This window comes from Actinomadura sp. 9N215, assembly GCF_044326345.1.
In the GTDB taxonomy this organism is placed as follows: domain Bacteria; phylum Actinomycetota; class Actinomycetes; order Streptosporangiales; family Streptosporangiaceae; genus Spirillospora.
Map to the genome: position 1 here is coordinate 81,789 of NZ_JBIRBA010000013.1, position 25,105 is coordinate 106,893.

General features: G+C 74.5%; 26 protein-coding genes. 11 read left to right on the top strand and 15 right to left on the bottom strand.

The window, feature by feature from the left end; all coding sequences use genetic code 11:
- Positions 1-99 precede the first annotated feature (99 nt).
- Together ACH34T_RS22140 and ACH34T_RS22145 are read right to left on the bottom strand one after the other, a co-directional pair.
- Positions 100-528, bottom strand: coding sequence for a PPOX class F420-dependent oxidoreductase (locus ACH34T_RS22140; protein WP_395994100.1), 429 nt, complete (start codon positions 526-528; stop codon positions 100-102).
- A gap of 74 nt (positions 529-602) precedes the next feature.
- The gene (locus ACH34T_RS22145; protein WP_395994101.1) at positions 603-1,391 is read right to left on the bottom strand and encodes a hypothetical protein; all 789 of its coding nucleotides are present in this window, start codon (positions 1,389-1,391) and stop codon (positions 603-605) included.
- A 295-nt stretch (positions 1,392-1,686) separates the two neighbouring features.
- On the opposite strand from ACH34T_RS22145, the gene ACH34T_RS22150 reads away from it, so the two are divergent.
- The 3 genes from ACH34T_RS22150 to ACH34T_RS22160 all read left to right on the top strand — a co-directional run bounded on the left by ACH34T_RS22150 (position 1,687) and on the right by ACH34T_RS22160 (position 3,836).
- Positions 1,687-2,286 (top strand): sigma-70 family RNA polymerase sigma factor, encoded by a 600-nt coding sequence (locus ACH34T_RS22150; protein ID WP_395994102.1) that lies wholly within the window; start codon positions 1,687-1,689, stop codon positions 2,284-2,286.
- Positions 2,283-3,035 carry a zf-HC2 domain-containing protein gene (locus ACH34T_RS22155; RefSeq protein ID WP_395994103.1) on the top strand — a complete coding sequence of 251 codons (753 nt, stop codon included), beginning with the start codon at positions 2,283-2,285 and terminating at the stop codon, positions 3,033-3,035. The genes ACH34T_RS22150 and ACH34T_RS22155 overlap by 4 nt, the downstream gene beginning before the upstream one ends.
- Positions 3,036-3,125: 90 nt before the next feature.
- Entirely contained in the window at positions 3,126-3,836 is a 711-nt protein-coding gene (locus ACH34T_RS22160; RefSeq protein WP_395994104.1) for a hypothetical protein, read from the top strand.
- 45 nt (positions 3,837-3,881) lie between these two features.
- On the opposite strand, the gene ACH34T_RS22165 is transcribed toward ACH34T_RS22160, so the two are convergent.
- Positions 3,882-4,676 (bottom strand): ABC transporter permease, encoded by a 795-nt coding sequence (locus ACH34T_RS22165; RefSeq protein ID WP_395994105.1) that lies wholly within the window; start codon positions 4,674-4,676, stop codon positions 3,882-3,884.
- Positions 4,673-5,650, bottom strand: a complete 978-nt coding sequence (locus ACH34T_RS22170; RefSeq protein WP_395994106.1) for an ATP-binding cassette domain-containing protein — start codon at positions 5,648-5,650, stop codon at positions 4,673-4,675. Before ACH34T_RS22170 ends, ACH34T_RS22165 begins: the two co-directional genes overlap by 4 nt.
- A 94-nt stretch (positions 5,651-5,744) precedes the next feature.
- On the opposite strand from ACH34T_RS22170, the gene ACH34T_RS22175 reads away from it, so the two are divergent.
- The gene (locus ACH34T_RS22175; protein WP_395994107.1) at positions 5,745-6,497 is read left to right on the top strand and encodes a TetR/AcrR family transcriptional regulator; all 753 of its coding nucleotides are present in this window, start codon (positions 5,745-5,747) and stop codon (positions 6,495-6,497) included.
- Here ACH34T_RS22175 and hrpB read toward each other — a convergent pair.
- Positions 6,481-9,081 (bottom strand): ATP-dependent helicase HrpB, encoded by a 2,601-nt coding sequence (gene hrpB / locus ACH34T_RS22180; protein WP_395994108.1) that lies wholly within the window; start codon positions 9,079-9,081, stop codon positions 6,481-6,483. The genes ACH34T_RS22175 and hrpB overlap by 17 nt on opposite strands.
- Positions 9,082-9,380: 299 nt before the next feature.
- Here hrpB and ACH34T_RS22185 point away from each other — a divergent pair, with 299 nt between their 5' ends.
- On the top strand, positions 9,381-10,151 hold the full coding sequence (locus ACH34T_RS22185) for an NERD domain-containing protein (protein ID WP_395994109.1): 771 nt from the start codon (positions 9,381-9,383) through the stop codon (positions 10,149-10,151).
- Positions 10,152-10,197: 46 nt separating this feature from the next.
- On the opposite strand, the gene ACH34T_RS22190 is transcribed toward ACH34T_RS22185, so the two are convergent.
- Together ACH34T_RS22190 and ACH34T_RS22195 are read right to left on the bottom strand one after the other, a co-directional pair.
- A complete protein-coding gene (locus ACH34T_RS22190) occupies positions 10,198-10,656 on the bottom strand; it encodes a hypothetical protein (RefSeq protein WP_395994247.1) in 459 nt (152 codons plus the stop codon).
- A 43-nt stretch (positions 10,657-10,699) separates the two neighbouring features.
- Positions 10,700-11,062, bottom strand: a complete 363-nt coding sequence (locus ACH34T_RS22195) for a hypothetical protein (protein WP_395994110.1) — start codon at positions 11,060-11,062, stop codon at positions 10,700-10,702.
- 55 nt (positions 11,063-11,117) lie between these two features.
- Between ACH34T_RS22195 and ACH34T_RS22200 the strand changes: the two genes are divergently transcribed.
- A complete protein-coding gene (locus ACH34T_RS22200; protein ID WP_395994111.1) occupies positions 11,118-11,846 on the top strand; it encodes a histidine phosphatase family protein in 729 nt (242 codons plus the stop codon).
- 23 nt (positions 11,847-11,869) lie between these two features.
- Here ACH34T_RS22200 and ACH34T_RS22205 read toward each other — a convergent pair whose 3' ends face one another.
- Positions 11,870-13,342, bottom strand: coding sequence for a GAF domain-containing protein (locus ACH34T_RS22205; protein ID WP_395994112.1), 1,473 nt, complete (start codon positions 13,340-13,342; stop codon positions 11,870-11,872).
- Between the two features lie 365 nt (positions 13,343-13,707).
- On the opposite strand from ACH34T_RS22205, the gene ACH34T_RS22210 reads away from it, so the two are divergent.
- The 3 genes from ACH34T_RS22210 (at position 13,708) to ACH34T_RS22220 (ending at position 15,712) form a co-directional block, all read left to right on the top strand.
- Complete coding sequence (locus ACH34T_RS22210; protein ID WP_395994113.1) at positions 13,708-13,878, top strand: hypothetical protein; 171 nt, start codon at positions 13,708-13,710, stop codon at positions 13,876-13,878.
- Between the two features lie 84 nt (positions 13,879-13,962).
- A complete protein-coding gene (locus ACH34T_RS22215) occupies positions 13,963-14,601 on the top strand; it encodes a hypothetical protein (RefSeq protein ID WP_395994114.1) in 639 nt (212 codons plus the stop codon).
- Between the two features lie 43 nt (positions 14,602-14,644).
- Positions 14,645-15,712, top strand: a complete 1,068-nt coding sequence (locus ACH34T_RS22220; RefSeq protein WP_395994115.1) for a threonine aldolase family protein — start codon at positions 14,645-14,647, stop codon at positions 15,710-15,712.
- 34 nt (positions 15,713-15,746) lie between these two features.
- On the opposite strand, the gene ACH34T_RS22225 is transcribed toward ACH34T_RS22220, so the two are convergent.
- Entirely contained in the window at positions 15,747-16,388 is a 642-nt protein-coding gene (locus ACH34T_RS22225; protein WP_395994116.1) for a hypothetical protein, read from the bottom strand.
- 40 nt (positions 16,389-16,428) lie between these two features.
- Complete coding sequence (locus ACH34T_RS22230) at positions 16,429-17,085, bottom strand: TetR/AcrR family transcriptional regulator (protein WP_395994117.1); 657 nt, start codon at positions 17,083-17,085, stop codon at positions 16,429-16,431.
- A 159-nt stretch (positions 17,086-17,244) separates the two neighbouring features.
- On the opposite strand from ACH34T_RS22230, the gene ACH34T_RS22235 reads away from it, so the two are divergent.
- Positions 17,245-18,171 (top strand): oxygenase MpaB family protein, encoded by a 927-nt coding sequence (locus tag ACH34T_RS22235; protein WP_395994118.1) that lies wholly within the window; start codon positions 17,245-17,247, stop codon positions 18,169-18,171.
- 172 nt (positions 18,172-18,343) lie between these two features.
- Here the strand turns inward: ACH34T_RS22235 and cqsA are convergent, their stop codons facing one another.
- Positions 18,344-19,543, bottom strand: a complete 1,200-nt coding sequence (gene cqsA / locus ACH34T_RS22240) for an alpha-hydroxyketone-type quorum-sensing autoinducer synthase (protein ID WP_395994119.1) — start codon at positions 19,541-19,543, stop codon at positions 18,344-18,346.
- 272 nt (positions 19,544-19,815) lie between these two features.
- Here cqsA and ACH34T_RS22245 point away from each other — a divergent pair, with 272 nt between their 5' ends.
- The gene (locus ACH34T_RS22245) at positions 19,816-20,910 is read left to right on the top strand and encodes a YbhN family protein (protein ID WP_395994120.1); all 1,095 of its coding nucleotides are present in this window, start codon (positions 19,816-19,818) and stop codon (positions 20,908-20,910) included.
- 35 nt (positions 20,911-20,945) lie between these two features.
- Here the strand turns inward: ACH34T_RS22245 and ACH34T_RS22250 are convergent, their stop codons facing one another.
- From ACH34T_RS22250 to ACH34T_RS22265, 4 genes are all read right to left on the bottom strand, one after another.
- Positions 20,946-21,761, bottom strand: a complete 816-nt coding sequence (locus ACH34T_RS22250) for an SGNH/GDSL hydrolase family protein (protein ID WP_395994121.1) — start codon at positions 21,759-21,761, stop codon at positions 20,946-20,948.
- A 204-nt stretch (positions 21,762-21,965) separates the two neighbouring features.
- Positions 21,966-22,829, bottom strand: coding sequence for an SDR family NAD(P)-dependent oxidoreductase (locus ACH34T_RS22255; protein ID WP_395994122.1), 864 nt, complete (start codon positions 22,827-22,829; stop codon positions 21,966-21,968).
- Positions 22,826-24,187, bottom strand: a complete 1,362-nt coding sequence (locus ACH34T_RS22260; protein WP_395994123.1) for a cation:dicarboxylate symporter family transporter — start codon at positions 24,185-24,187, stop codon at positions 22,826-22,828. Before ACH34T_RS22260 ends, ACH34T_RS22255 begins: the two co-directional genes overlap by 4 nt.
- 129 nt (positions 24,188-24,316) lie before the next feature.
- Complete coding sequence (locus tag ACH34T_RS22265; protein ID WP_395994124.1) at positions 24,317-25,093, bottom strand: IclR family transcriptional regulator C-terminal domain-containing protein; 777 nt, start codon at positions 25,091-25,093, stop codon at positions 24,317-24,319.
- Between the last annotated feature and the right edge of the window lie 12 nt (positions 25,094-25,105).

Genomic DNA, 25,105 nt, shown 5'->3' on the forward strand with positions numbered 1-25,105 from the left:
TCCAGCGCGGCGAGGCCGTCCGGGACGCGGCCCCTGAGCGCGTCCCGGACGGCCTCGTGCAGGCCGAGGTCCGGCAGGGCGGACGGGCGGGGACCCGGGTCAGCCTCGGACCTGCCCGTAGAGGCGTTCGACGTGCAGGCGGACGACGAGGCGGCCGTCCTCGGCCATGACGCGCCGGTACTCGTCCCAGTCGGGGTGGTCGCCGCGGATGTCGCGGTACACCTCGACGAGCTCGGCCACCGCGGCGTCGCCGGGGTCGGCGGCGACGGCCGACAGCTCGGCGGTGCCCTCGGCGACCGCGTACGACCCGCCGTCCTGGGTGCTGACGTGCAGGCTCGCCCGCGGGTCCCGGGCCAGGTTGCGGGCCTTGGCCCGGTTCGCCGTGATCGAGATCCGGACGAGCCGCCGGTCCACGTCGAAGTGGTAGTTGATGTTGGACGACTGGGGCCGCCCGTCCCGCTTGAGGGTGATCAGCACCCCGAGGTCGTGCCCCGCCACCAGCTTGGCCAGTACAGCGTCGTCCGCCATCGTCCGCCTTCCGCAGAATTCCGGTTCGCAGGCGTCAACCGCGCGCCGGCCCGATCGCTTCCCGCCGGGCGGGCCTATCTGGCGGCGAGGGCCGGGAAGTCGAGGACGCGGGCGTCCGGGGCGGGCCGGTCGCCCGGCGGCGCGCCCCGTCCGTCCCCGCCTTCGCCCCGCTCGTCCGGCAGGCCGTTCCGGCGGACCGTGCGGCCGGTCAGGATGTGGCCGCGGAAGGCCGCGCCCTTCGCGGTCACCTTGATGGCCTGGAACGCCTCCGGCGGCAGCGCGCAGAACCCGGTCCGCACGACGTCCTCGAACAGCGAGTCGGAGACGATGTAGGCGAGGTCGCGTGCCGCGTCGTCGACCAGCAGGCGGCGCAGCGGCGCGGCGTCCAGCAGCCGCTGGACGACGATGGGCGCGTCGCCTGCGGGCCCGAACGGCCCGGCCGTCAGCGTGCCGTGGTGCAGCGAGAGCCGCACCCGCAGGCGGCGCCGGCCCACCGCGCCGTGCTCGCCGCGGTCGTCGTCGTCGTGGTCGTCGTCGTGGTCGTCGCCCGTCTCGCGGTTGAGGTCGCGCAGCGCCTCGGCGAGGCCGATGACGAACTCGCCGGCCACCGCGGCGGGGTCGGTCCCGTCCGGCAGCGTGGCGAGCTCCCCGTCCCCGCCGACCTGCTTGTCCCAGCGGCCGCGGTCGAGCCCGGCGCCGTGCGCGGCGCGGTCGAGCGCTTCGGACAGGTCGCGCTGCGCGAGCAGTTGCTCGCGGGTGTCGCGCTTGCTGTACCCCTGGATGTCCACCGCCAGCAGCAGGCGGTAGCTCAGTCGTGTGTTGCCGTTCCCTTTCACTATGCCGATCCGCCCCTCGGTCCTCATCTGGGCAAATGGGCCTGATGCCCGCATTCGCTCCAATGTGTGGAGTGAGCGTTGCCCTTCCGTGGACCGCCGCGACGGATTCCCGTGCCGACCGTCGGGAGTAGGACGCGGCGCGCCCGCCGTCCGCGCCAGGGGGAAGGAAAAGGTGTCGAACCAGTAAGGCTCGGGTTGGAAAATCCTCCCCGGCAGGGGCCCCGTTGAACCTCCGCCGACCCGGGGCCCGTACTGCCTCCCAACGTGACACCTGGCTCACGGTCACCGCGCCGTCCGCCCCCGCTTCAGCCGGAGACCCCCGATGGCCCACAGATCACCGACCGCCGTGTCGGCCCCGCGAGAACGTCCCGCCGGACCGTGGAGCTGGTTCCGCGGCCCGCAGCCCTCGGGCGCCGTGGACGACCAGGTGATCGTGACCGAGCTGTACCGCGTGTATGGCCGTCCGCTGCTGTCCTTCGTGCTCCGCCTCACCGGCGGGGACCGGCACTGGGCCGAGGACGTCGTGCAGGAGACCATGATCCGCGCATGGCGCAGCGCCCACCAGCTCGACGAGAACGCGACCTCGCTGCTGCCGTGGCTGGCGACGGTCGCCCGCCGGATCGTCATCGACGACCAGCGCCGCAAGAACGCCAGGCCGCAGGAGGCGGGCGAGGGCCCGCTGGAGAACATGCGCGTCCCCGACGGGTTGGAGGATCTGCTGCGCTCCGTCGTCGTGTCCGAAGCACTCCTCGCGCTGTCCCCGGCCCACCGCGAGATCCTCAACGAGACCTTCTTCCGGGACCGCTCCGTGAACGAGGCCGCCAAGCAGCTCGGCATCCCCGTGGGCACGGTGAAGTCCCGGGTCTACTACGCGCTCAGGGCGCTGCGCGTCGCCCTGGAGGAAAGGGGCGTGACGCCATGAGCGCGGACATGCTGCACATCGACGTCGGCGCCTACGCCCTCGGCCTCCTGGAGGAGCCCGACCGGCGCGCCTTCGAGACCCACATGGCGGGGTGCGCCGCCTGCCGGACGGAGCTGAGCGAGCTGCGCGGCATCGCGCAGACGCTGGACGGCATCGGCCCGATCGCCGAGCCGGCGGACGCGCCGACCGCGCCCCCGCCGCCCGAGCCCGCGGTGGTGTCCGACCTGCTGCGGCACCGGATCCGCCGGGAGCGGCGGCACCGCTCGACGCGGGTGCTCGCCGCGGCCGCCGCCGGGGTCGTGCTGCTCGGCGGGGCGCTCGGCACCGGGTACACGCTGGGCGCCGACCGCGGCCGCGCCGCGTCCGGGCCGGACGCCGGGACGGCCGCCCTGATGCGCGACGCGCACCGCATGTCGGCCACCGACGCGGGCACCGGCGCCGCCGGCACGGTCGCGATGCAGGACAGGGCGTGGGGCAGCCGGATCGGGCTGGACCTCAGCAAGGTCCGCGGTCCGCTGGAATGCGAGCTGGTCGCCGTGGACCGGTCGGGCCGCGCGCACACGGTCGCGGGCTGGGCCGTCCCGGCGGCGGGGTACGGGCTGCCCGGGTCCGCGCAGCCGCGCCTCACCGTGCAGGGCGGGACGGCGCTGCGGGCCGGCGAGATCAGCCGGTTCGAGGTCCGCACGACGGGCGGGACGACGGGCGGGACGGCGGGCGCGGGCCGGACCCTGCTGACGATCCCGGCCTAGCGCCCGCCCAGAGCTTGCGGCGCGTCCCCACGGCTCGGCCGCACCGGCCGCGGGGGCGCGCCGCTCCTTCGCGTCTCATACGCTGGCGTCGTGAGTGCGACCAGGCCGTCCGCCGGTCCGGGGCTGATGCTGCCGGGCCTCCGCGAGGTGTACGCGGCGTTCGTCCGGGAGGCGGACGCGCTCGCGGCGCTGCCGGGCCCGCTGGAGGCGGAGGCGTGGACGTCCGCGCGGCTCGGCGCCCTGGAGGCCGCCGCCCCGGACGCGCGGGCGCGGCGCGCCGCGCTCGGCGACCTGATCACCTGCCTGCGGGCCGCCGCGACGCCCGGGGCGCGGGCGTTCCTGAGCACGCTCGCCGCGATCGGCCCCGTGGAGGGGCGGAAGGCGGCGGGCCGGGCGGCGGACGGGCTCGGCGACGTCCCGGCGGCGCCGTGGGAGGGGTCGCTCGGACGGGTCGTCCCCGGCCAGGCGTGGCTCGTCCAGGAGGGGCCGCTGGACGGCGACCGTCTCGTCTGCGAGTTCCGCTACGAAGGCGCGGGGACTTCGGGCCTGCATGCGGTGGCGGTTCGGCTCGGCCACGGCGACGCGGCCGCCGAGGTCGTCATCGTCGGGGACGTCCCGGCGCTGATGGCGGCGGCGCGGCAAGCGATGCGGGCCGAGCTCTGCGTCGTCCAGCCGTACGAGGCCGCGGCGGTGGGGCCGAGGCTCCGCGCCGCGCTGAACCGCGACGACGCGGAGCCCCTGCCCGAGGCGTCCTACCCGGCGATGGCGCTCGCCCGCCACCGCGCCGCCCTGCTGCCCTAGCCCGCTGCCGCCCATGGCCGCTTGCGCAGCGGCGGCGGCTGCCGCCTAGCGGCCCAGGGCGTGGTAGCGGCGGACCGACAGCGGGGCGAACACCGCGGCGATCACCAGCGGCCACACCACCGCCATCAGGACGCTGTGCTGCGCCGCCCACGACCCGCCGGACACCGGGTCGCCGAACAGGTCCCGGCACGCCGTCACGGTCGCCGACATGGGGTTCCACTCGGCGATCGCGCCGAGCCAGCCCGGCATGGTGCTCGGCGCGACCAGCGCGCTGGACAGGAACCCGATCGGCCACACCAGCAGCTGGACGGTCGCGACCGACTCCGGCCCCTTCGCCATCAGGCCCAGGTAGATCCCGAGCCAGATCAGCGAGAACCGCAGGAGCAGCAGGAGCCCGAGCCCGGCGAGGGCCTTGGCCGCGCCGTCGTGGACGCGCCAGCCGATCGCGACGCCGCACGCCGCCATCACGGCCAGCGCGACGACCGAGTGCAGCATGTCGGCGGTGGCACGGCCGACGACGACGGCGGACGAGGCCATCGGCATCGCGCGGAACCGGTCGGCGACCCCCTTGGCGGCGTCGCTCGCGATCGCGGTGAACGTCGTCTCGACGCCGAACGCCATCGTCAGCGCGAACATGCCGGGGACGATGAACTCCCGGTAGTTCCCGCCGCCCGGGACGTCCATCTGGCCGCCGAACAGGTAGCCCATCATCAGCACGACCATGACGGGGAACAGCAGCGCCATGGCGACCTCGCCGGGCCGCCGCGCCCAGTGCGCGAGGGCCCGCGCGGTCAGGACCCGGCCGTCGGCGACGGCCCAGCGGAGCGTCTGGACGCTCACGAGCGCACCTCCTGTTCGTCGGTGTCGGTGAGGTGCAGGAAGACCTCGTCCAGGGTGGGGCGGCGCAGGCCGATGTCTGCGACCCGCAGGGCGGCGTCGTCCAAAGCCCGGACGGTCTCGGTGAGCGCGGTCGCCCGTCCGGTCACGGGGGCGCCGACGCGCAGGGCCTCGGCGTCCACGTCGACCTCGCCGGACGCGACCCGTCCGACGATCTCGGCGGCGGCGGTGAGCGAGGCGGGATCGTCCAGGACGACCTCGATGCGGTCGCCGCCGAGCCGCGCCTTGAGGGCGTCCGGGGTGCCCTCGGCGATGACGCGGCCGTGGTCGATCACCGAGATGCCGTCGGCGAGCCGGTCGGCCTCCTCCAGGTACTGGGTGGTGAGCAGCACGGTCGTGCCGCCGCCGACGAGGGTGCGGATCGCGTCCCACACCTCGTTTCGGCCGCGCGGGTCGAGGCCGGTGGTCGGCTCGTCCAGGAACAGCACCGGCGGCGCGAGGATCATGGACGCGGCCAGGTCGAGGCGGCGCCGCATGCCGCCGGAGTACTCGCCCGCGGGCTTGGCGGCGGCGTCGGTCAGCCGGAACCGCCACAGCAGCTCGTCGGCCCGCCGCCGCGCCTCCTTCGCGCCGAGGTGGTAGAGGCGGCCGAACATGACGACGTTCTGGCGCCCGCTCAGCAACTCGTCGACCGCCGCGTGCTGCCCGACGAGCCCGATCCTGGTGCGCACCTCGGCGGCCTCGCGCAGGACGTCGTGCCCGGCGACGCGGGCGGTGCCGCCGTCCGGCCTGGCCAGCGTGGCCAGGACGCGGACGGCGGTGGTCTTGCCCGCGCCGTTCGGGCCGAGCAGCCCGTGCACGGTGCCGGCGGGCACGTGCAGATCGAGCCCGGCCAGTGCTTCCGTGCCGTTCTTGCCGGGGTCGCCGTAGCGCTTGCGCAGTCCTTCGGCGACGACCGCGAACCGTGGTTCCGCCACGCGTCCTCCAAAACTATGTACGCAGTACGGATTTACCATCGCGGACAATATAACGTACGACGTACAGAGTTTCATCCCTGAGAGGATCGGCGGTGTGACGACCGAGTACAGCGGGGGCGGCGACCCCAGGCGCAGCCTGGAACTCCTGTGGGGCGTGCGGGAGCGGCCGAAGCGCGGCCCGAAGCCGCGGCTGACCGCCGACCAGATCGTCCGGACCGCGATCGAGGTGGCCGACGCCGACGGCCTGGACGCCCTGTCCATCCGCCGCATCGCCGACGAGCTGGGCGTCTCCCCCATGTCGATCTACACCTACGTGCCCGGCAAGGCCGAGCTGATCGACGTCATGCTCGACCGCGCGTTCGGCGAGCTGACCCCGCCGGCCCAGGACACGTGGCGGGCCCGGCTGGAGCACATCGCGCGCGAGAACTGGGCGCTGTTCCACCGCCATCCGTGGCTGCTGCAGGTCACGGTGGTGCGGCCGCCGATGGGGCCGAACACGATCGGCAAGTACGAGTTCGAGCTGCGCGCCGTGGACGGCGTCGGCCTCACCGACCTGGAGATGGACCAGGTCGCCGCGCTGATCACCGGCTTCGCCGCGAGCGCCGCCCGCGTCTCGGTCAACGCCGCCGAGGCCGAGCGCCGCAGCGGCATCAGCGACGCGCAGTGGTGGGAGGCCACCGCGCCCTTCCTCGACAGGTACGTGGACGAAGCCGACTACCCCGTCGGCACCCGCGTCGGCACCGCCGCCGGGCAGGAGTACAACTCCGCCGTCGCCCCGCGCCGCGCCTTCGAGTTCGGGCTGGCCCGCATCCTGGACGGCATCGAGGTCCTCATCGACTCCCGCTAGAGCGGCGCCCGCTGGTGCGCTTCGTGGGCACGGCCTGGGTCGGGTCTTCGGGCCAGGGATGCTTGGGATAGCGTCCGCGCAGCTCCGCCCGGACCGCCTTGTAGCCCTCGCGCCAGAACGACGCGAGGTCGGCGGTGACCGCCGCCGGGCGTCCGGCCGGGGACAGCAGGTGGACGACCAGCGGCACCCGCCCGTCCGCGTGGCGCGGCGCCGCGTCCCACCCGAACAGCTCCTGGAGCTTGACCGCCAGGACGGGCCGCTCCTGCGCGTAGTCGACCCGGATCCGCGACCCGGACGGGACCTCGACCCGCTCGGGCGCGTACTCGTCCAGCCTCCTCGCCTGCTCCCACGGCAGCAGACCGCGCAGCATGGCGGCGACGTCGACCCTGGCCAGGTCGGCCCGGCGCCGCGCGCCCGCGAGCCATTCCGGGACGCGTTCCAGCAGCGCCGCGTCGTCGACCGGCGGCCACGGCTCCCCCAGCGCCGCGTGCAGGAACGCCAGCCGGTCGCGGAGGGCGCGGGCGGCGGGCGTCCAGGTCAGCACGCCGAGGCCGTCGGCGCGGACGCCGTCCAGCAGCGCCGCCCGCACCAGCTCGGGGTCGGGGTCGCGCAGGGGCCGGGCGTCCAGTTCGATCGCGCCGAGCCGCTCGACCCGGCGGGCCACGACGTCGCCGTCCCGCCAGGCGACCTCCTCGGCCGTCTCCAGCAGCGGCGCGGCGGCGAACCGCGCGACGTCCTCGTCGATCACGACGGCCTGCCGGACGCGCGCCGACGCCGCCCCGGCGGGCCGGTCGGCCGCCGCGACCGCCAGCCACTCCGGCCGCGCCCCGGCCAGCGCGGACCCGTCCGCGAGCAGCGCGCCCGTCCCGGACGCCATCAGGTGGCCGCTCCCCCGCCGCGCCCGCGCCACCCGTTCCGGGAACGCCAGCGCCACCACGATCCCCGCCGCGTGATCGTCTCCGCGCTCCGCCCGGGGCTCCGCCGTGGTCGTGACGGATCTGTGCAGGCGGCGGGCCTCGTCGCGCCAGCGTCCCGCGTGGGCGTCGGCGGGACGGCCTGAACGGCGCAGGTCACGCCACACGGCGGTGAGGTCGTCGCCGGACGCGCGCGGGGGCGGCTCGGACAGCAGCGCGACGATCTCGGCGGCGCGCCGGGCGCCGACCTCGGGCGCGCCGTCGATCAGCGCACGGGCCAGCCGGGGATGGAGCCCGACGCGGGCCAGCCGGCGCCCGCGATCGGTGACGTGCCCGTCATGGACTGCGTGGTCTCGGGAGACGCGGACGGCGCCGGAGGCGCCTCGGGGGGCGTGGGGGGTCGACCCCCCTCGGGAGACGCGGACGGCGCCGAGGGCGTCGAGGGTGGCGCGGGCGGCGTCGAGCGCGGCGCGCGGCGGCGGGTCGAGGAGGGCGAGGCCGGACGCGTCCGGGTCGCCCCAGCAGGCGGCCTGGAGCGCGAAGCCGGTGAGGTCGGCCAGTTCGATCTCGGGGCGGGGCCTGGCGGGCAGGCGGTCGTGCTCGGCCTGCGTCCAGCAGCGGTAGACCGCGCCGGGCGCCTCCCGTCCGGCGCGGCCGGCGCGCTGGTCGGCGGTCGCGCGGGACGCGCGGACGGTGGTGAGCGCGCCGAGGCCGCGGGCGTGGTCGGTGCGGGGCTCGCGGGCGAGGCCGGAGTCGACGACCGTCCGGACGCCGGGGACGGTGAGGCTCGACTCGGCGACCGACGTGGCGAGGACGATCCGCCGCCGGGACGCGGGCGCCAGCACCGCGTCCTGCACCGGCCGCGGCGCCTGGCCGTGGACCTGCAGGACGTCGGCGGGCACGCCGCCGAGCAGCCCGGCGACGCGGGCGATCTCACCGGCGCCGGGCAGGAAGCACAGCACGTCGCCGTCGCGTTCGGCGAGCGCGCGGCGGACGGTGGCGGCGACGTGCGCGAGGAGCGCAGGGTCGACGCGCATGCCGTGCGGCGGCGGGACGGGACGCGGCGGCGGCGCCCAGACCGTCTCCACCGGATGCAGCGCCGCGTCGGTCTCGACGACCGGGGCGTCGCCGAGGAGACGCGCCCACGGGCCGGTGTCGGCGGTCGCGGACGCGGCGACGATCCGCAGGTCGGGCCGCAGCGCCGCGCGGACGTCGAGCAGGAACGCCAGCGCGGTGTCGGCGTCCAGGTGCCGTTCGTGGCACTCGTCCAGGATCACCGTGCCGACGCCGCCGAGTTCGGCGTCGGATTGGAGGCGCCGCAGGACGACCCCGGTGGTGACGACGTCGACCCGGCTGCCAGGCCGTGTCTCGCCGCGGACGGTGAGCCCGACCCGTCCTCCGACGCGTTCGCCGAGGAGCCACGCCATGCGGCGGGCGGCGGCGCGGGCGGCGAGCCGCCGGGGCTCCAGGACCAGCACCTTCCCCGCGGCGGGCGAGCCGCCGAGGGCCAGCCCGGCGAGGGCGAGCGGGACCAGGGTGGTCTTGCCGGTGCCGGGCGGCGCCGCCAGCACCGCCGTGCCGTGGCCGTCCAGGGCCGCGCGGAGGGCGGGGACGGCGCGGGCGGCGGGAAGGCTCTCGGCGGCGTCGATGTGCACCGCCCCAGTCTGCACTCCCCGGGTCCTGGACCGTGCCGTGCGTCATCGCCCATGCGGGGAATGCGACGACAAATGAAAAAGGCTCTGTTCGTTGCGGGGTAAGTTGCACCGACCCTTTCAGCCATTCACGGGAAGCCATCTGAAGTTTTCCCCGGATTCGACGCGGCAACCCCGCCAAAAGGCCAGGTCGGCAATGCTTTCAAGGGCTAGAAGTTGCTTCCACGTTTGATTTACGTCACCTCGTGAACTGTGGCGGCATTGCGCGGGTATCCCCATAATGAGGGCGTCATAGCAGGGTGCTGGGGAGGTTCGTCATGATCGGCAGCTCGATCTATCTGAGGGACAGGGCGGCGTTCACCGGCGGTTCACCTCAGGCGGTATACGAGGAGCTCTGGCAGCGCGGCCGTAAAGGCAGATTGCGGACCCGCGCAATTCTGGCGGCCGCGACGCTGATACTGTGCGGGCTGCTGGTCAACGCCGTATTCGGAATCGTGATGGCCCTGCTGGTGGCGTCCGCCGACCTGTTCGTGCATTGGCGCGTGCATCACGCGTCCAGTGTGTGGCGGCGCGGGCTGCGCGGCGAGGAGCGGATGAACCGGGTGCTGCGCCACACGCTGGAGCGGCGCGGGCACCGGGTGCTGTACGGGCGGATCGTCCCCGGCCACGGGCCGGCCGACGAGCTCGTGGTCGGGCCGGGCGGCGTGTGGCTGGTGCACAACGAGGCCTGGCATCCCGACGCGGAGATCTCCCACCACGGCGGACGGCTGTTCATCGACGGCCGGACCCAGACCAAGCTGGTGGGCGGGCTGACCGCGCGGGCCGACGCCGCCGCCGAGCTGATCTCACGGGTTGCGGAGGTGCCCGTGAAGGTGAGGCCGGTGCTGGCCGTGCACGGCGGCCGCCTCGTCCGGACCCCGTTCGCCGCGGACGGGATCACGTTCGCGCCGCCGCTGCGGCTGATCCGCTGGATCGGCCGCAACCCGTCCGCCGACTTCTCCGACGACGAGGTGGAGGCGATCGCCAGGGCCGCCGTTCGCGTGCTGCCGATCGGCGGCCGGCTCACCCCGCCCGCGACCGCCGCCTGACGTCCCGCCGACCGTGACGGTCATCAGACACCTGTGGCCGGAGGGCTCACTCGCCGCCGCCCACAGGGCGCCCACCGCCCGCCTCGGGCCCGCCACCCAGGCGGGCGGTGCGGCGCAACCACAGCAGGCCCACGACCGGCAGCACCAGCGGGACGAACCCGTAGCCGCGCCCGTACCCGGACCAGACGGTCTCGTCGGGGAACGCGCCGGAGTCGGCGATGCTGAGCGTGCCCACCACCAGCACCCCGGCCAGCTCGGTCGCGCACGCGGCGACGGCGACCCTGAACGACGTCCGCCCGCCGCGCGCCAGCGCGACCGTCGCCAGGACGTAGACGGCCGCGGCGAACGCCGACAGCGCGTAGGCGACCGGCGCGTCGGAGAACCGGGTGGCGATCTGGACGCCCGCCCGCGCGCCCGCCGCGAGCGCGAAGACGGCGTAGACGGCGACCAGGAGCCGTCCCGGCCCGCGTCCGGTGCCGGGACGCGCCGTGCCGCCCGTGCGGATCTCGGCGCCGGCGCGGGCGTCGTCGTCCGCACGGGCCCGGCGGTCAACCACCGCCGCCCCACAGCTGATCGAGCCGGACGACCATGACCGCGACGGCGACCCCGGCGACGACGAGCACGGCGGAGCCCCACCGGGTGCGCTCCAGCAGGCCCCATCCGGCGCCCGCGACGGGAATCAGCAGCACGCCGAGCAGGTAGCCGACGAACGTGGCGGACCCGTCGGGCCCCTCGTCGCCCGACAGCTTGACGAACCCGACGACGGCCTGCGCGACCAGCAGGACCTCCAGGACGCCGAGCGCGGCGAGATGGCCGGCGTCCATCGCCCGGTTGCGCAGGGCGGTCACCACGGCGTACGCGGCGGTCAGCAGCGCCACCGCGATGATCGCGGTGGTCAGGACGTCCGTCACGGACAAAAGAGTACTACCGGCTGTAGAGGACGGCGCACGCGGTGGGCATGGCAGCATGGCGGGCGTGAACGCGCTGCAGTGGCTGACCCTGACCCGGCACGGTGAGAGCACCGGCAACCTCGCGTACCAGGCGGTGCTCGGCACCGACGCCGAGGAGGCCGGCATCCAGGAGCGGGACGCGGACGTGCCGCTGTCGGACGCCGGCCGCGCGCAGGCGGCCACGCTCGGCCGCTGGCTCGCCGCGCTGCCCCCCGACGAGCGCCCGACCATGGTCGTCGCGTCGCCCTACCTGCGCACCCTCGACACGGCGAGGATCGCGCTGGCGCAGACGCCGTACGCCGCGCCGCACGACCCGGACGGCCTGCGCCCGGTGGTCGACGAGCGGATCCGCGACCGCGAGCAGGGCGCGCTGCAGGGCCTCACCGAGCTCGGCGTCCGCCGCCGGTTCCCGGACGAGGCCGACCGGTTGCGCCGCCTCGGCAAGTTCTACTACCGGCCGCCGGGCGGCGAGTCGTGGGCCGACCTGGCGCTGCGGCTGCGCAGCTTCTACCGCGACCTGGAGGCCGACGCGGCCGGCGGCCGGGTGCTGGTCGTCACGCACGACGCGATCGTGGTGATGACCCGCTACCTGGTGGAGGGCCTGTCGGAGCGGGAGATCCTGGAGATCGAGAAGACCCCGATCGCGAACGCGTCGGTGACGCGGTGGCGGCAGGACGGCTCCGGCCTGCGGGCCGTCACCTACAACGACCGCGCGCACCTCGTCGACGCGGGCGTCTCCCCCTGAGCCTCCAGGCGTCCCCTGAACCTCTAGGCGTCGCCGTTGAGGAGGCGGTCGCTGCGGGAGGCGACGGCGGGCAGCCGCGAGTCCCCGGGCGGGAGGACGGCGCGGAGCCGTTCCAGGGCCTCCAGGTCGGCGCGGCCGGGTTCGGTCTGCGCGTAGGTCCACAGCGCGTCGGCGCCGCCCCGGTCGAGCGCCTGCCGCCGGACCCGCACGGCCAGCTCGTCGCGTTCGGCGCGGACGGCGGGCGCGTCCGAGCCGGGCAGCAGCTCCCCGGTGTAGATCCGGACGGCGCCGGCGACGTCGCCGTCGTCCAGCAGCCGCCGGAGGGTGAGGAAGTCGGCCTCGACCGCGCAGTCGAGCCGGTAGGGGCGGGCGCGGACGACGTCGCCGAACTGCTGGCGGAGCCGGTGGATCTCGGGCCGGACCGTCGAGGGGCTGCCGTCGTCGCCGTACAGGCACAGCGCCAGCCGGTCGCCGGTCAGGCCGCGCGGGTGCAGCGCGAGCAGGGCGAGGATCTCGGCGTGCCGCAGCGTCAGCGTCAGCGGACCGCCGTCGAGGCGGGCGTGCGGGCGGCCGTCGCCGAGGAAGGACAGCGTCAGCAGCGGCCCTTCGCCTGCGGGTAACACCGGGCCGTCGTCCGGCGCCGCGTCCGGGGCGCGCGGCGCCGCCCCCCGCCGCGGGCGGACGGCCGGCGGGCGCAGCAGGAACGCCCCGCCGAGCGATTCGGCGACGGCGGCGCGGCCGTCCGGCAGCGTGATCGTCGCACCGCACTCGGGGGCGGGCACGCGCCGCCCGCGCCACCCGGCCAGGTCGGGTTCGCCGGGGGCGGCCCCGATGATCCGCCCGGTCGCGGTGACGAGGACGCCGCCCTCCCGCAGGCCCCGCAGGTGCGGCAGGAGCCGTTCGCGGAGCCGCTCGTCGCGCTGCCGCATCTCGTTCTCCAGCCGGGACTCGGCGAGCCTGGCGGCCGCGGCGACGAGCGCGACGGTCGCCGGATGCAGCGCCTCCACGGTGGCGCTGACGTCGATGCAGCCGATCACCTGCCCCGAGTCGGGGTCGGTGATCGGCGCGCCGGCGCACGACCAGCGGTGCAGGACGTGCGCGACGTGCTCGGCGGCGTACACGTACTCGGGCCGCCCGGTGGCGAGCGCGAGGCCGATGCCGTTGGTCCCGACGGCGTCCTCCGACCAGCGGAAGCCCTCCGTCAGGCCGATCGCGTCGGCGGCGCGGCGCACGGCGCGCGGGCCCTGCGTCCACAGCACGTGCCCGGCGTCGTCGGTGATCACCATCAGGTGCTCGGTCTCGTCGGCGACGTGCCGGAGCAGGCCCTCCAGCAGCGGCAGGTGCGGGTCGAGCGGATGGGCGACGCGGGCGTCGGCGAGGACGTCGCGGTCGAACACCAGCGGCGCCGCCCGCACGCCGGCGTCGACGCCGGCGCGCCGGGAGCGGCGCCACGAGTCGGAGATCGGCGGCCGGACGGCCACCAGATTCTGCGTCACCAGCAGTCCTTTCCCCCGGAGAGAACCTGGCGTGTCTGAGGATCGGCCCATCGGCGGGGCGGCGCAACCGCTTTCTGAGATTCTCTCGCGACCACTTCCGGCACGGTGAGTGACAGGTTGATCGCAACGTGCATGCAACGTGGGAGCGCCTAGGGTACCGGCACTGGGAGCCGAGGGGCTGTCCAGGGGCCTCGTCGTCCCGTACGCGTGTCCGGGGGGAACGCGCGCGGGACGGCGGGGCCAGGGGCCGTACGACGGAGTGACTCGCGTGCGGCCGCCACACTCCGGGAGACGCGGGGGGCGTCTCCCGGACGCGCCGCGCGATTCCGGCAACCCCCCGGCTTCACGGGGAGGACGAAGAACGCATGCTCTGCCTGACCTGTCACCGGGTGCGCCCGGCGCTCGACCGGACGGACTACACCGCCGAACGCGCCCTGCTCATCGTCCGCCGCGGGCTGTGCACCTGCCGGACGCCGATGCCGGTGGAGCGGGTGATCCCCGCCGCCGTGCGAAAACAGGCCGGGACGCCGAAATAAACCCTATGAGTCCACAAATGTTCATAGGCGGTTCGCCTAGAGTTTAGGGGGATTCCATCCGAACCGTCCCCTGGAGGGAGCGCCATGACCGTGATCCTGGGTCTCGTCCGCCGCGCCGCCGCCGAGGCGGAGCGTCATCTGCGCGAGGGCGTGGGCCTTCTCGCCAGACTCGGGCGGGATCTGGAACGGTCGGCGGAACTCGGGCGGATCCTCCCCGCCCTCACCGAACGCCTCAAGATACTAGAGGACGCCGTCCGCGACCAGGACGCCGAGCTGCGCGCGGTCCGGGCCGAGCTGCGCGGGGTGCGCGGCGAGCTCGACTCGCTGGTCGGACAGCTCAACGACCGGCTGCTGCCGCGCATCGACGAGCGGATGGACGACGCCGAGCGCGACCTCGCCGCCGTCGCCACCAGCCTGATCCGCACCGGCCGCGACACCGCGGGCAACGGCAACCGGCTGGAGGCCGCCGAACGGCGCATCGCCGACCTGCGCACCAAGATCGCGCAGCTGGAGCAGCGGACCGGGCTGTGGCGCGACCTCCAGGCCAACATGGCCCGGCTCGGCGATGACCTGGACTCCATGCGCGCCCGGATGGCGCTCCGCGCCGCCGACCCGCCCACCGTCCTCCAGCCCCCACCCACCACCAGTCAAACGACGAGCTCCGCTCGGCCTTCCGCTGACGCGCCCGCGCCGGTGCAGAACATCACCGACCGTCCCGCGTAGCCCGCGCAGCGGGGACGGAGCGGACGTCCTGGACAATGAACGCATGACGCAGCCGCCGAGCGATCACAGCAGCCGTCCGTCCGCCGCCCGGGCGTTCGCGAGCGACAACCAGGCGAGCGTCCACCCGGACGTCCTCGCGGCGCTGGCCGCCGTCAACGACGGGCACCAGCCCGCCTACGGCGACGACGCCGTCACCGCCCGGCTCCGCGACGTCGTCCGGCGGCACTTCGGCGAGCAGGCCGAGGTGTTCCCGATGTTCAACGGCACGGGCGCCAACGTCGTGTCGCTGCAGGCCATGTCGGAGCCGTGGAGCTCGGTGGTCTGCCCGGAGTCCGCGCACATCGCCACCGACGAGTGCGGCGCCGCCGAGAAGGTCGCGGGCCTGAAGCTGGTCACGGTCCCGGCGCGGGACGGCAAGCTGACGCCCGAGCTGGTCGAGGCGCACGCCACCGGGTTCGGCAACGTCCAGCGGCGGCAGCCCGCCGTCGTGTCGATCACCCAGAGCACCGAGCTGGGCACCGTCTACACGCCGGCGGAGACCGCGGCGGTCGCGGCCGCGGCGCGCGAGCGCGGCATGTCCCTGCACATGGACGGCGCGCGGATCGCCAACGCCGCCGCCTCGCTCGGCGTGCCGCTGCGCGCCGTCACCACCGACGCGGGCGTGGACGTGCTGTCGTTCGGCGGCACCAAGAACGGGCTGCTGCTCGGCGAGGCGATCGTCGTCCTGAACCCGGACGCGGTCCGCGGGATCCTCTACCTGCGCAAGTCGAGCATGCAGCTGGCGTCCAAGATGCGGTACGTGTCCGCGCAGCTCGTCGCGCTGCTGGACGGCGACCTGTGGCGGCGCAACGCCGCCCGCGCCAACGCCATGGCCCGCCGCCTCGAGGCCGCCGCCCGCGCCGTCCCGGGCGTCGAGATCACGCAGTCCGTGGACGCGAACTCGGTGTTCGCGATCGTCCCGAAGGACGCGGCGGAGCGGCTCCGCAAGCGCTTCCCGTTCTACACCTGGGACGAGCGGACGGGCGAGGTCCGCTGGGTGTGCTCGTTCGACACCACCGAACAGGACGTCGACGCATTCGCCGCCGCGCTCGCCGAGGAGCTGTCCGCCTGACCCGCCCGCCTTTCCCTGCGGGCGGCGGGCCGTGTCACGCGATGGGCTGCCTCCGGCAGGCCCTGCCGCGGACAGCGGCGAGACCCGCCAACCAGCCCCGCCTCCGGACCCGCCCCGGCGGCGTTCCCGCCGGAGACGTCCCGCACGTCCGCCCCGTCCCGACCTCCGCTGCGGGCGACCGTCCGGCCTCCGCGGCGGAGGGCCACCCGGACTCCGCGACAGGCGGCCCTTCGGACTCCGCGACAGGCGAGCGTTCGGTCTCCGCGTCCGGGCGCGCCCACAGGTCCGGCGGCAGTGCCCGCGACGCGTGCTCGGCCTGCTCCGGTGTCATGCCCAGCCGGTGCCCGCGCTCGACGGCGGCCGCGAGCCGCGGGTTCTGCGCGTGCGCGCCCAGCACCGTCCGCAGCGCCGGGTGGCGCTCCGCGGTGCGCCGCCACGCGTTCCGCACGGCGGCGGCGAGATCGCCGGCGGCCGCCTCCAACTCGTCGTCCAGGTTGGCGCCGAACGCGTGGAACCAGCGCGCGTACATGGCGAGCAGGAGCCCGTCCTCGTCACCGAAGACCGCTTCGATCTCCGCGCGGCGGCGGGCGGGGAGCCGTCCGGTCCGGGCGGTGGACGGGTCGGCGAGGATCCCGTCGATCACCGCCTTGCGCCGGCGGTATTCGTCCAATGACATCGATGCACCAATCCGTTCTCCGACCGGACGCCGGACGGGTTCAAGGCTCGCGGCCCGCGACCAGGTGTGCGGGCAGCGCGTCGTCGCGCAGGCATAGGTGGAGGATGATCCTCGTCACCGTCTGCGCCGCCTCCTCGTCGCCGAGGAGGCTCCAGGGCGGGCGGTGCAGGCCCTCGATGAGCCCGCAGATCACGATGGCGAGCCGGGCGAAGTCCACGTCCGGCCGGAGGCCGGGCAGATCCTGGAAGGCGGTCAGCGTCTCGCGCAGCCGGGCGATGAGGTCGTCCCGGATCCTCTCCTCAAGCCCGCCCAGCTCGGGATGGTCGATGCAGGCGTCCGACCAGGCGTGCAGCAGCCCGGCCGCGCCGCGCCTGCGCCGCACCGCGAACCGCATCGAGTCGATGAGCACCGCGACGGGGTCATCGGCCAGGTCCGCGGCGTTCACCACCTCGGTGATCTCGCCCACCCGCTGGGCGACCACCGCCAGGAGCAGGTCGCGCTTGCTGCCGAAGCGCGCGTAGACGGTGCCCACCGAGGTGCCGGCCGCCGAGGCGATCCGCTCGACGGACGTTCCCCGCCAGCCGGTGTCGCCGAAGCACTCGTCCGCCGCCCGCAGCAGGGCGACGTGGCTCCGGCGGCTCCGCTGCTGCCGGGGAGCGCCGGCTCCCCGCGGGAAGATCCAGTCGTCGGTGTCCACCGGGCTCCCGTCACAGAATATGAACTCGAATCCAGAATACGGATTCAGGTTTTGCGGCGTCAACCGGCGCCGGTCAGCGCCACTAATTGGACGTGCGACAACTCTTGTTTCTTGTCTCAACTCCGCTACGCTCGGAGCAAGTGAGCATCAGGAGGTGCGATGCCCGCCACGCCCCCGCCGCGCGCGACCGCGCCCGCCCCGCACACCGCCGCCCGCGCTCAGCGCGCCGCCGCCCGCGCCCCGCTCGGGCCCGGGACGCTCCTCTGGCGTCACGCCGCCGACCTGCGGTCGCTGCTGCCCGGGGCCGCCGCCGGGCTCATGCAGCTCATGCATCCCGCGATCGGCGCCGGCGTGAGCGAGCACTCCGCGTTCTTCGACGCGCCGTTCGACCGCATCCACCGGTCCGTCCCGCAGATCTGGGCGACGATCCTCGCCCCGGACGGCGACGCCCGCGCGCACGCCGTCCGCGACCTGCACCGCGCCATCGGCGGCGTCGACGAGCACGCGCGCCGCTACCACGCCCTCGAACCCGAGACGTTCTGGTGGGCGCACGCCACCTTCACCTGGGAGATCTTCAAGGCGGCCGAGACGTTCCACCCCGGCACCCTCACTGCCGAGGACCACGAGCGCATGTACGCCGAGACCGTCACCTGGTACTCCCGCTACGGCGTCAGCATGCGTCCCGTCCCCGCCGACTACGCGGCCTTCCAGTCCAAATTCTGGCACGTCTGCGCCGAACGGCTCGAACTCACCCCGGCCGCGGCCCGCGCCCTGGAGATCGCCAAGCACGGGTCCGACACCGTCACGCTGCTGCCCGTCGGCGGGCCCCGCGTCGACCGCGCCGGACGCCTCGTCATCGAGCGCCCGCTCCGGCTGATCACCTTCGGCTGCCTGCCGCCGATCGTCCGGGGCCGCTTCGACATCCCGTGGAGCGCCCTCGACCAGGCCAGGTTCGCCGCCCTCGCGCTGGCCCACCGGCACGGCTACCGCATGATGCCCACCGGCATCAACCACTGGGCGCTGCGCAGCATGCTCCGCTACATCGGCGCCCAGACCCGCCAGGACCGCTACCAGCCGGCGGCCTGACCCGTCCGCGATCACGAACGCGCCCGCCGGTCACGAACGGCCCCCGCCGGGTCAGGAGCGGCCCCCGCCGGTCAGAAGCGGCCCGCGCCGATCAGGAGCGGCCCCCGCCGGTCACGAACAGCCCCCGACGGTCAGAAGCGGTGCCCGCCGGTGACGAACGGGGCCCGCCGGGTCAGGAGCGGCCCGCGCCGTGGCGGGCGGACCGGCCGGTCCGGCCCGCGCGCGGCGGGGCCTCCACCTGGTTCCGCACCTGCGCGAACACCGACAGGATCCGGCGGACGTCGCCGTCGGTGAGGCCCGCGTGCGCGGACAGGCGCACCAGCGTCCGGCCCGCCGACGCCGTCGGCGGGAACAGCGCCGCGGTGTAGATCCCGCGCGTGACCAGCGCGTCGCGGAGGACGGTGGCGTCGGCCTCCGACCCCTTCTCCAGCGCGATGATCGGCGTGTCCGACTCGACGAGCCGGTAGCCGAGCTCGGCCAGCCCGTCCCGCAGGCGGCGCGTGACGGCGTGCAGCCGGTCGCGGCGGCGGTTCTCGTCCCGGACGACCTTCAGCGCGGCCGCGAGGCCCGCGACGTCGTGCGGCAGCAGCGTCGAGCTGAACACGGACGGGAGCGCGGTGTGGGTGAAGTAGTCGGCGAAGCCGGGACGGTCGCAGGCGATCAGCCCGGCGCGCCCAGGCAGCGCCTTGGCCAGGCTCGCGGTGCGGAAGTCGACGCGGCCGGTCAGCCCGAGCGCGGCGACGAGGCCCTCGCCGCGCTTGCCGTGCGTGCCGAGCGAGTGCGACTCGTCCACGACGAGGAGGCAGCCGTGGTCCTCGGCGATCTCCACCAGGCCGGGCAGCGGGGCCACCGTGCCGTCGGTGCTGTAGACGGCGTCCGCGACGATCACCCCGGAGCCGCCCAGCTCGATCCGGCGGCGCAGGTGGGCGAGGTCGTTGTGGCGGAAGTACGCCAGCTCGGCGCCCGCGGCGCGCGCGCCCTCCCACAGCGACATGTGGGCGAGGACGTCCAGGTAGACGGGCACGTCCGGGCCGGCGACCACCTGCAGCAGCCCGGTGTTGGCCGCCCAGCCCGACGGGCACAGCACCCCGGCGCGGGCGCCCATGTGCCGGGCGAACTCCGCGCCGAGGGCGATCTGGGGGTGGTCGTCGGGCAGGCACGGGCCCGGCACCGGCGCGGCGCCGTCCGCCGACCGGAGGCTGGCGATCATGGCGTCGGCGATCGCGGGATGTTCGGCGATCGCGAGATAGTCGCTACAGGTCAAGACGATCGCCCGGTCGCCGGGGGCCTTGGCCGGCCAGGGCCTGCGTCCGCCCCTGCTGCCCCGGAAGTCCCTGATGCGTTCGCCCAGGCGCTGGTGAGCGCTGGTCATGGTCGTCACTCTCCCCCGGTCGTCCCAATCCTCGGCCATGCGACCGTCACTTCCTGTAGTCGATCCTAACCATAGTGTGAAAAGAATTGATGACGTGGACCAAAGAGGCGTGCCGGGCGGGAAAACTTCCCACAGGCGCCCTATGGACGGCGGGGCCTCCGGCGGGCCCCGGCGGGCCCCGGCGGGGCGGCGGGCGTGAACGTCCTCCATCGTTCGCGTCGAGCAGGCCTGGCGGTCGCGTACTCTTCAACCAAATAGCCGATCACTGAGGTGTGGAGACGATCGCCGCCGGCGCTGAACGCGCGGCGCCCGCCGAACTCCCCGGCCCCGGCCCCGGCGGAGGCGCCGCGACACCCGCCCCGCTCCAACGCGTCCGCAGGTCCCGTTGGACCGTTCTCGGGGTCCTGCTCGCCGCTGTCGCCGCCTCGGCGCTGCTGACCGCCGCCCCGCCGAGCCCGACGGTCGTCGACGGCGCCATGTCGGCGCTGACGCGGATGCGGTGGGAGTTCCTGCCGGTGCTCGTCCTGCTGTCGGTGCTGCACTTCGTCTGCTCCGCGGTCGCGCTGCGCGGCGCGTCCGGACGGCCGATCCCGCTGTACGAGACGACGCTGGCGCAGTTCACCGCCGCGGCCGCCAACCGTGTCACGCCGGGCGGGCTCGGCGCGGTGGCCGTCAACACCCGCTACCTCGTCTGCCGCGGGCTGCCGCTGCCGCGGGCCGCGATCGCGGTGGGCGTCCTGCAGGTGGCGGGCGTCCCGGCGGACCTGCTGCTGATGGGCGCGGTCGTCGGGCTCGGCGGCGGCAACGGCCGGGTGCTGGACGCGCTGGGCCGGCACGCGGCCGAGGCGGCCGGGCTCGTCCCGCCCGTCCCGCTGCTCATCGCCGGGGGCGTGCTGGCGCCGGCCGCGGTGCTGCTGGGCCGCCGCGCCGCCCGCACCGCCGCGGCCGGACGCGACGACGGCGGGCCGGACACCGGCGGGCGGGGCATGGTCGGACAGGCCGTCGGCGGCCTCACCGACCTGTGCCGGCGTCCGCGCGACCTCGCGGTGACGCTGGCCGCGTCCGCCGCGACCACGTTCGTCCTCGGTCTGGCGTTCGCGCTCAGCGTCCTCGCCGTGCCCGGGACGGGCGCGGGCCCGGCCGACGTCCTCGCGCTGGTCGCCGCCTACCTGGTGGGCGCCGCGGCGGGCTCGGCGATACCCGCGCCCGGCGGCGTCGGCTCCACCGAGGCGGCGCTGGTCGCCGCGCTGGCGGCGCTCGGCGTCGCGGCCGGACCGGCGCTGCACGCCGTGCTGCTGTTCCGGGCGGTCACGTTCTGGGCGCCGGTCCCGGTGGGCCTGCTCACCTGCCGGACGCTCCGCAGGTGAGCGCCTTTACGTTGTAGATCACTAAGGGTCGCGGATCAGGCGTCCTGTTCCACGGCCGCCCGGGCCGAGGCCTTCAGGGCGGGGAGGTAGCCGAGGCGGTGACCCAGCGCGGTCGGGTGGTAGGAGTCGTCGATCGGGATCGTGACCGAGTTCAGCCAGTCGTCGCCGGAGCACAACTCGTGCCCCGAGAACTCGTCGCGGACGTCCGACCAGGTGAAGCCGGCGCCGCCCGCGGCCTTGGCGATCACGCCGTCCAGCGTGTCGGCGGCCTGGTTGAGCGCGGTGCGCTTGGCGTTGCTCAGCCCCACGCACACGTTGACGATCTTGTAGAGCCGGGGGTAGCCGAGCACCACCACTCGGGCGGACGGCGCCTTGGCCCGGATCTGCGAGTACACCGAGTCGAGGCGTCCGGGCAGCGTGCCCTTCATGTAGGTCTCGGCCTGCGCGACCCTGCTCTTGCAGGTCGAGTCCGACCCCAGCACGCAGGTCTGCATGACGTCGGCGAACCCGGCGTCGTTGCCGCCGACCGTGATGCTGACCAGCGTGGTCGAGGAGCTGAGCGCGCCGAGCTGGCCGCTGGCGACGGTCGCGGTCGTCGCACCCGAGCAGGCGACGAACTTGAACGACGACGTGCTGTTCGCCGCCGCCCACAGCTCCGCGTAGGCGTTGGCGCTGCGCTTGCACGCGCCGCTGGCCGGGTCGTAGCTGCCGGCCCCGGTGCCGGACGAGTAGGAATCACCGAGCGCGACGTAGTTCGGGCCCGCCGCCGAGGCGGACGCGGGCCAGACAAGTGAACCGGCGGCGAAGGTCACCGCACCGAAAGCGGCGAGACAGTGGCGGGAGAGGCGCATCTGCACTCCGGACGACGTATCGAATTGTGTCGCCCGCCTTATACCCTGCGCGCCATTCTCCGAAGCCCACGAACTGATCAACTTGATTTGTCACTATTCGCCATTGAAATCATGATTTATTCGGAATGGAACGGCCGTGCGGAGGTCGCTGGCGTCCCGTCCGTCCTCCGCGGTCTCTGGCGGCGCTCCGGTCCCGCGCCGGTGTCAGTCGCAGCGGGCGGTCATGCCGCCGTCCACGACCAGTTCGGTACCGGTGATGAAGCGGGCCTCGTCGGACGCGAGGAAGAGCGCGGCGCGGGCGGTGTCGCGTCCGTCGCCCATGAAGCCGAGCGGAATGCGGCTCTGGCGTTGCCTCAGCAGTTCCTCGACGTCGCCTCCGGCGCGCTGCCGGGCGAGGCGCGCCTCGACCAGCGGCGTGTGCAGCTGGCCGGGGACGACGGTGTTCACGCGGATGCCGTCCGCGGCGTGCTGGACGGCGGTGACACGCGAGAGCTGGACCACCCCCGCCTTCGCCGCGGCGTAGGCGACCTGCGGCGAGCCGGTGTAGCGGATGCCGGACGTCGAGGCGACGTTCACGATGGCGCCTGAGCGCTGCTCGCGCATGACGGGGATGACGTGCCGGCAGGCCAGGTAGGCGGTCTTGAGGTTGAGGTCGAACTGGGCGTCCCACGCGTCCTCGTCGAGTTCGGCGGGGCCGCCGGGACGGGACCCGCCGACATTGCTGACCAGGACGTCCACCCGGCCGAAGGACGCGCGGCACGCCTCGACCATCCCGCGGACGGCCTCACCGTCGGTGACGTCGCATTCGTGCGGCAGGACCTCTCCCGCCCCTCCCCCGGCGTCGCGGACCAGGTCCATCGTGCGGGCGAGGGCCTCGGCGTCCTTGTCGACGGCGAGCACCCGGGCGCCCTCGGCCGCGAAGATCACCGCGGTGGCGCGGCCGTTGCCCCAGCCGGGGCCGACGCTGCCCGCGCCGGTGACGATCGCGGCCTTACCGCTCAGCCGTCCGGTGCCGCTGGGCTGTGCAGTGCCGCTGGGCTGTGCGGTGCCGGTCGGACGTCCGGTCACGCGCTGCCCCCGGCGGCGGCCGGGGCGCTTCCGCCGGCCGCCGTCGGGACCGGGTCGGTGGGCGCGGAGTCGTCGGCGGGGGTGCCGCCGGCGAGGATCAGCCTGGCCCGGTCGCGGTCGAAGACGCCCTCCCACCTGCTGACGACGATGCTGGCCAGCATCTGCCCGCACAGGCTCACCAGGCCGCGCCCCATGGACAGGAACCGGTCGACGCCGAAGATGAGCATGATCCCGGCGATGGGGATGACGCCGGTGGTGGAGAGGCTCGCGGCGAGCAGGACGAACCCCGCCCCCGCGATCCCCGCGCCGCCCTTGGACGTGATCAGGAAGACCGCGAGCAGGCCGAGCTGCTGCCAGACCGACATGCTGATGTCGAACGCCTGCGCGATGTAGAGGCCGGCGAACCCCATGTAGAGGCAGACGCCGTCGGAGTTGAACGCGTACCCGGACGGCACGACCAGCCCCACGATGGGCTTCGGGCAGCCGAGCCGCTCCAGCTTCTCGATCAGCTGCGGCATGACCGCCTCGTAGTTGGCCGTGCCGAGGGTGATCAGCAGCTCGTCCTTGAAGTAGCGGTAGAGCGGGAGGATGCGGATGCCGCACAGCCTGGCGACCACGCCGAGGACGACGAGGCAGAACACGAACCCCGTGGCCCAGAACAGGCCGACGAAGGTGCCGAGGCTGGTCAGCGTCTTGGTGCCGAACTTGCCCGTGGTGTAGGCCATCGCGCCGAACGCGCCGACCGGGGCCAGGTACATGATCAGCCGGACGATGCCGAACACCGCCTCGCCGACCCGCTCCACGCCGCGGGCGATCGGGGCGGCGCGCTCGCCCATCATCTTGAGGGCGATGGCGAACAGCACGGACACGAGCAGGATCTGCAGGACGTTGCCGTCCACGAAGGCGCTGACGACGCTCTCCGGGATGATGTTGACGAGGAAGTCGTACCAGTGCTGGTTCTGGCCCTCGGCGGCGTACTCGCTCGCCTTGCCGGTGAGCTTGATGGCGTCCGGGTCGGCGTGGACGCCGTCGCCCGGGCGCAGCACGTCCATCACCACCAAGCCCATGACCAGCGCGATCGTGGTGATGACCTCGAAGTAGACGAGGGCCTTGACGCCGACGCGGCCCATGCCGGCGAGCGCGCCCGCGGAGGCGATCCCGGTCACGATGGTGCAGAAGATCACCGGGCCGACGAGCATCCGGATCAGCGAGATGAAGCCGTCGCCGAGCGGCTGCATGGCCGCCCCGGTGTCCGGCGCGACGAGCCCGAGCAGGGCCCCGAGCGCGAGGGCGACCAGCACCGTCAGCCAGAGCTTCGTGGTGAAGGCGGCCCGCAGGGCGGACGTGGCACTGGACATGACAGTACTCACCTCTGTTCGTCAGTCGCACAGGTGTACGCCGGTTAGAGAGCGAGTGTGACCGACACGCCGACGCAGGTCAAGACTTCGGCAGAGCCTGTATGCCTCGGCTTCAGCCGCCCGTACGCCTCAGCTTGAGGGGACGAAATCGATGTCGCGGGAGATCGCGTCCGCCGCCTGGACGACCAGCGGGACGAACCGCTCGTGCAACTCGGCGACCGAGACCCGGCCCGCGTTGGCCGACACGTTGATGGCCGCGATCACCGCGCCGGACCCGTCGCGCACCGGCGCCGCCGCCGAGCGCACGCCCTCCTCGCGCTCGCCGTCCACGACCGCGTAGCCCTGCTCGCGCACCTTGGCGAGCTCGGCCGCCAGCGCGTCCGGGTCGGTGATCGTGTGCGGGGTGAGCTGGTCGAGCCGCATCTCGCGGAGGCGGTCGCGGAGGCGGTCCGGCGGGAGCGCGGCGAGCAGCACCCGTCCCATGGACGTCGGGTGGGCCGGCAGCCGCGAGCCCACGTTCAGGACGATCGACATGCTGCGCTTGGCCGGCACGCGGGCGACGTAGACGATCTCCTCGCCGTCCAGGGTGGCCGCCGAGCACGACTCCCGCACCTCCTCCGCCAGCCGGCGCATGTGCGGCTGGGCGCGCTCCCAGATCGGCAGCGAGGCGAGATACCCGTACCCGAGGCGCAGGACGCGCGGCAGGAGCCGGTACCTGCGGTCGTCCACCTCGGCGAACCCGAGCCGGACGCAGGTCAGCAGGATGCGCCGGGCGGTCGCCCGGGACAGGCCGGTGAGCTCGGCGGCCTCGCTCACGGTCAGCATCGGATGGTCCGCCGAGAAGGCCTCCAGTACGCGGAACGCCTTCTCGACGGAGTCGATCACATCCGGGTCCTGCCTTGACATTCCTTGACTCCC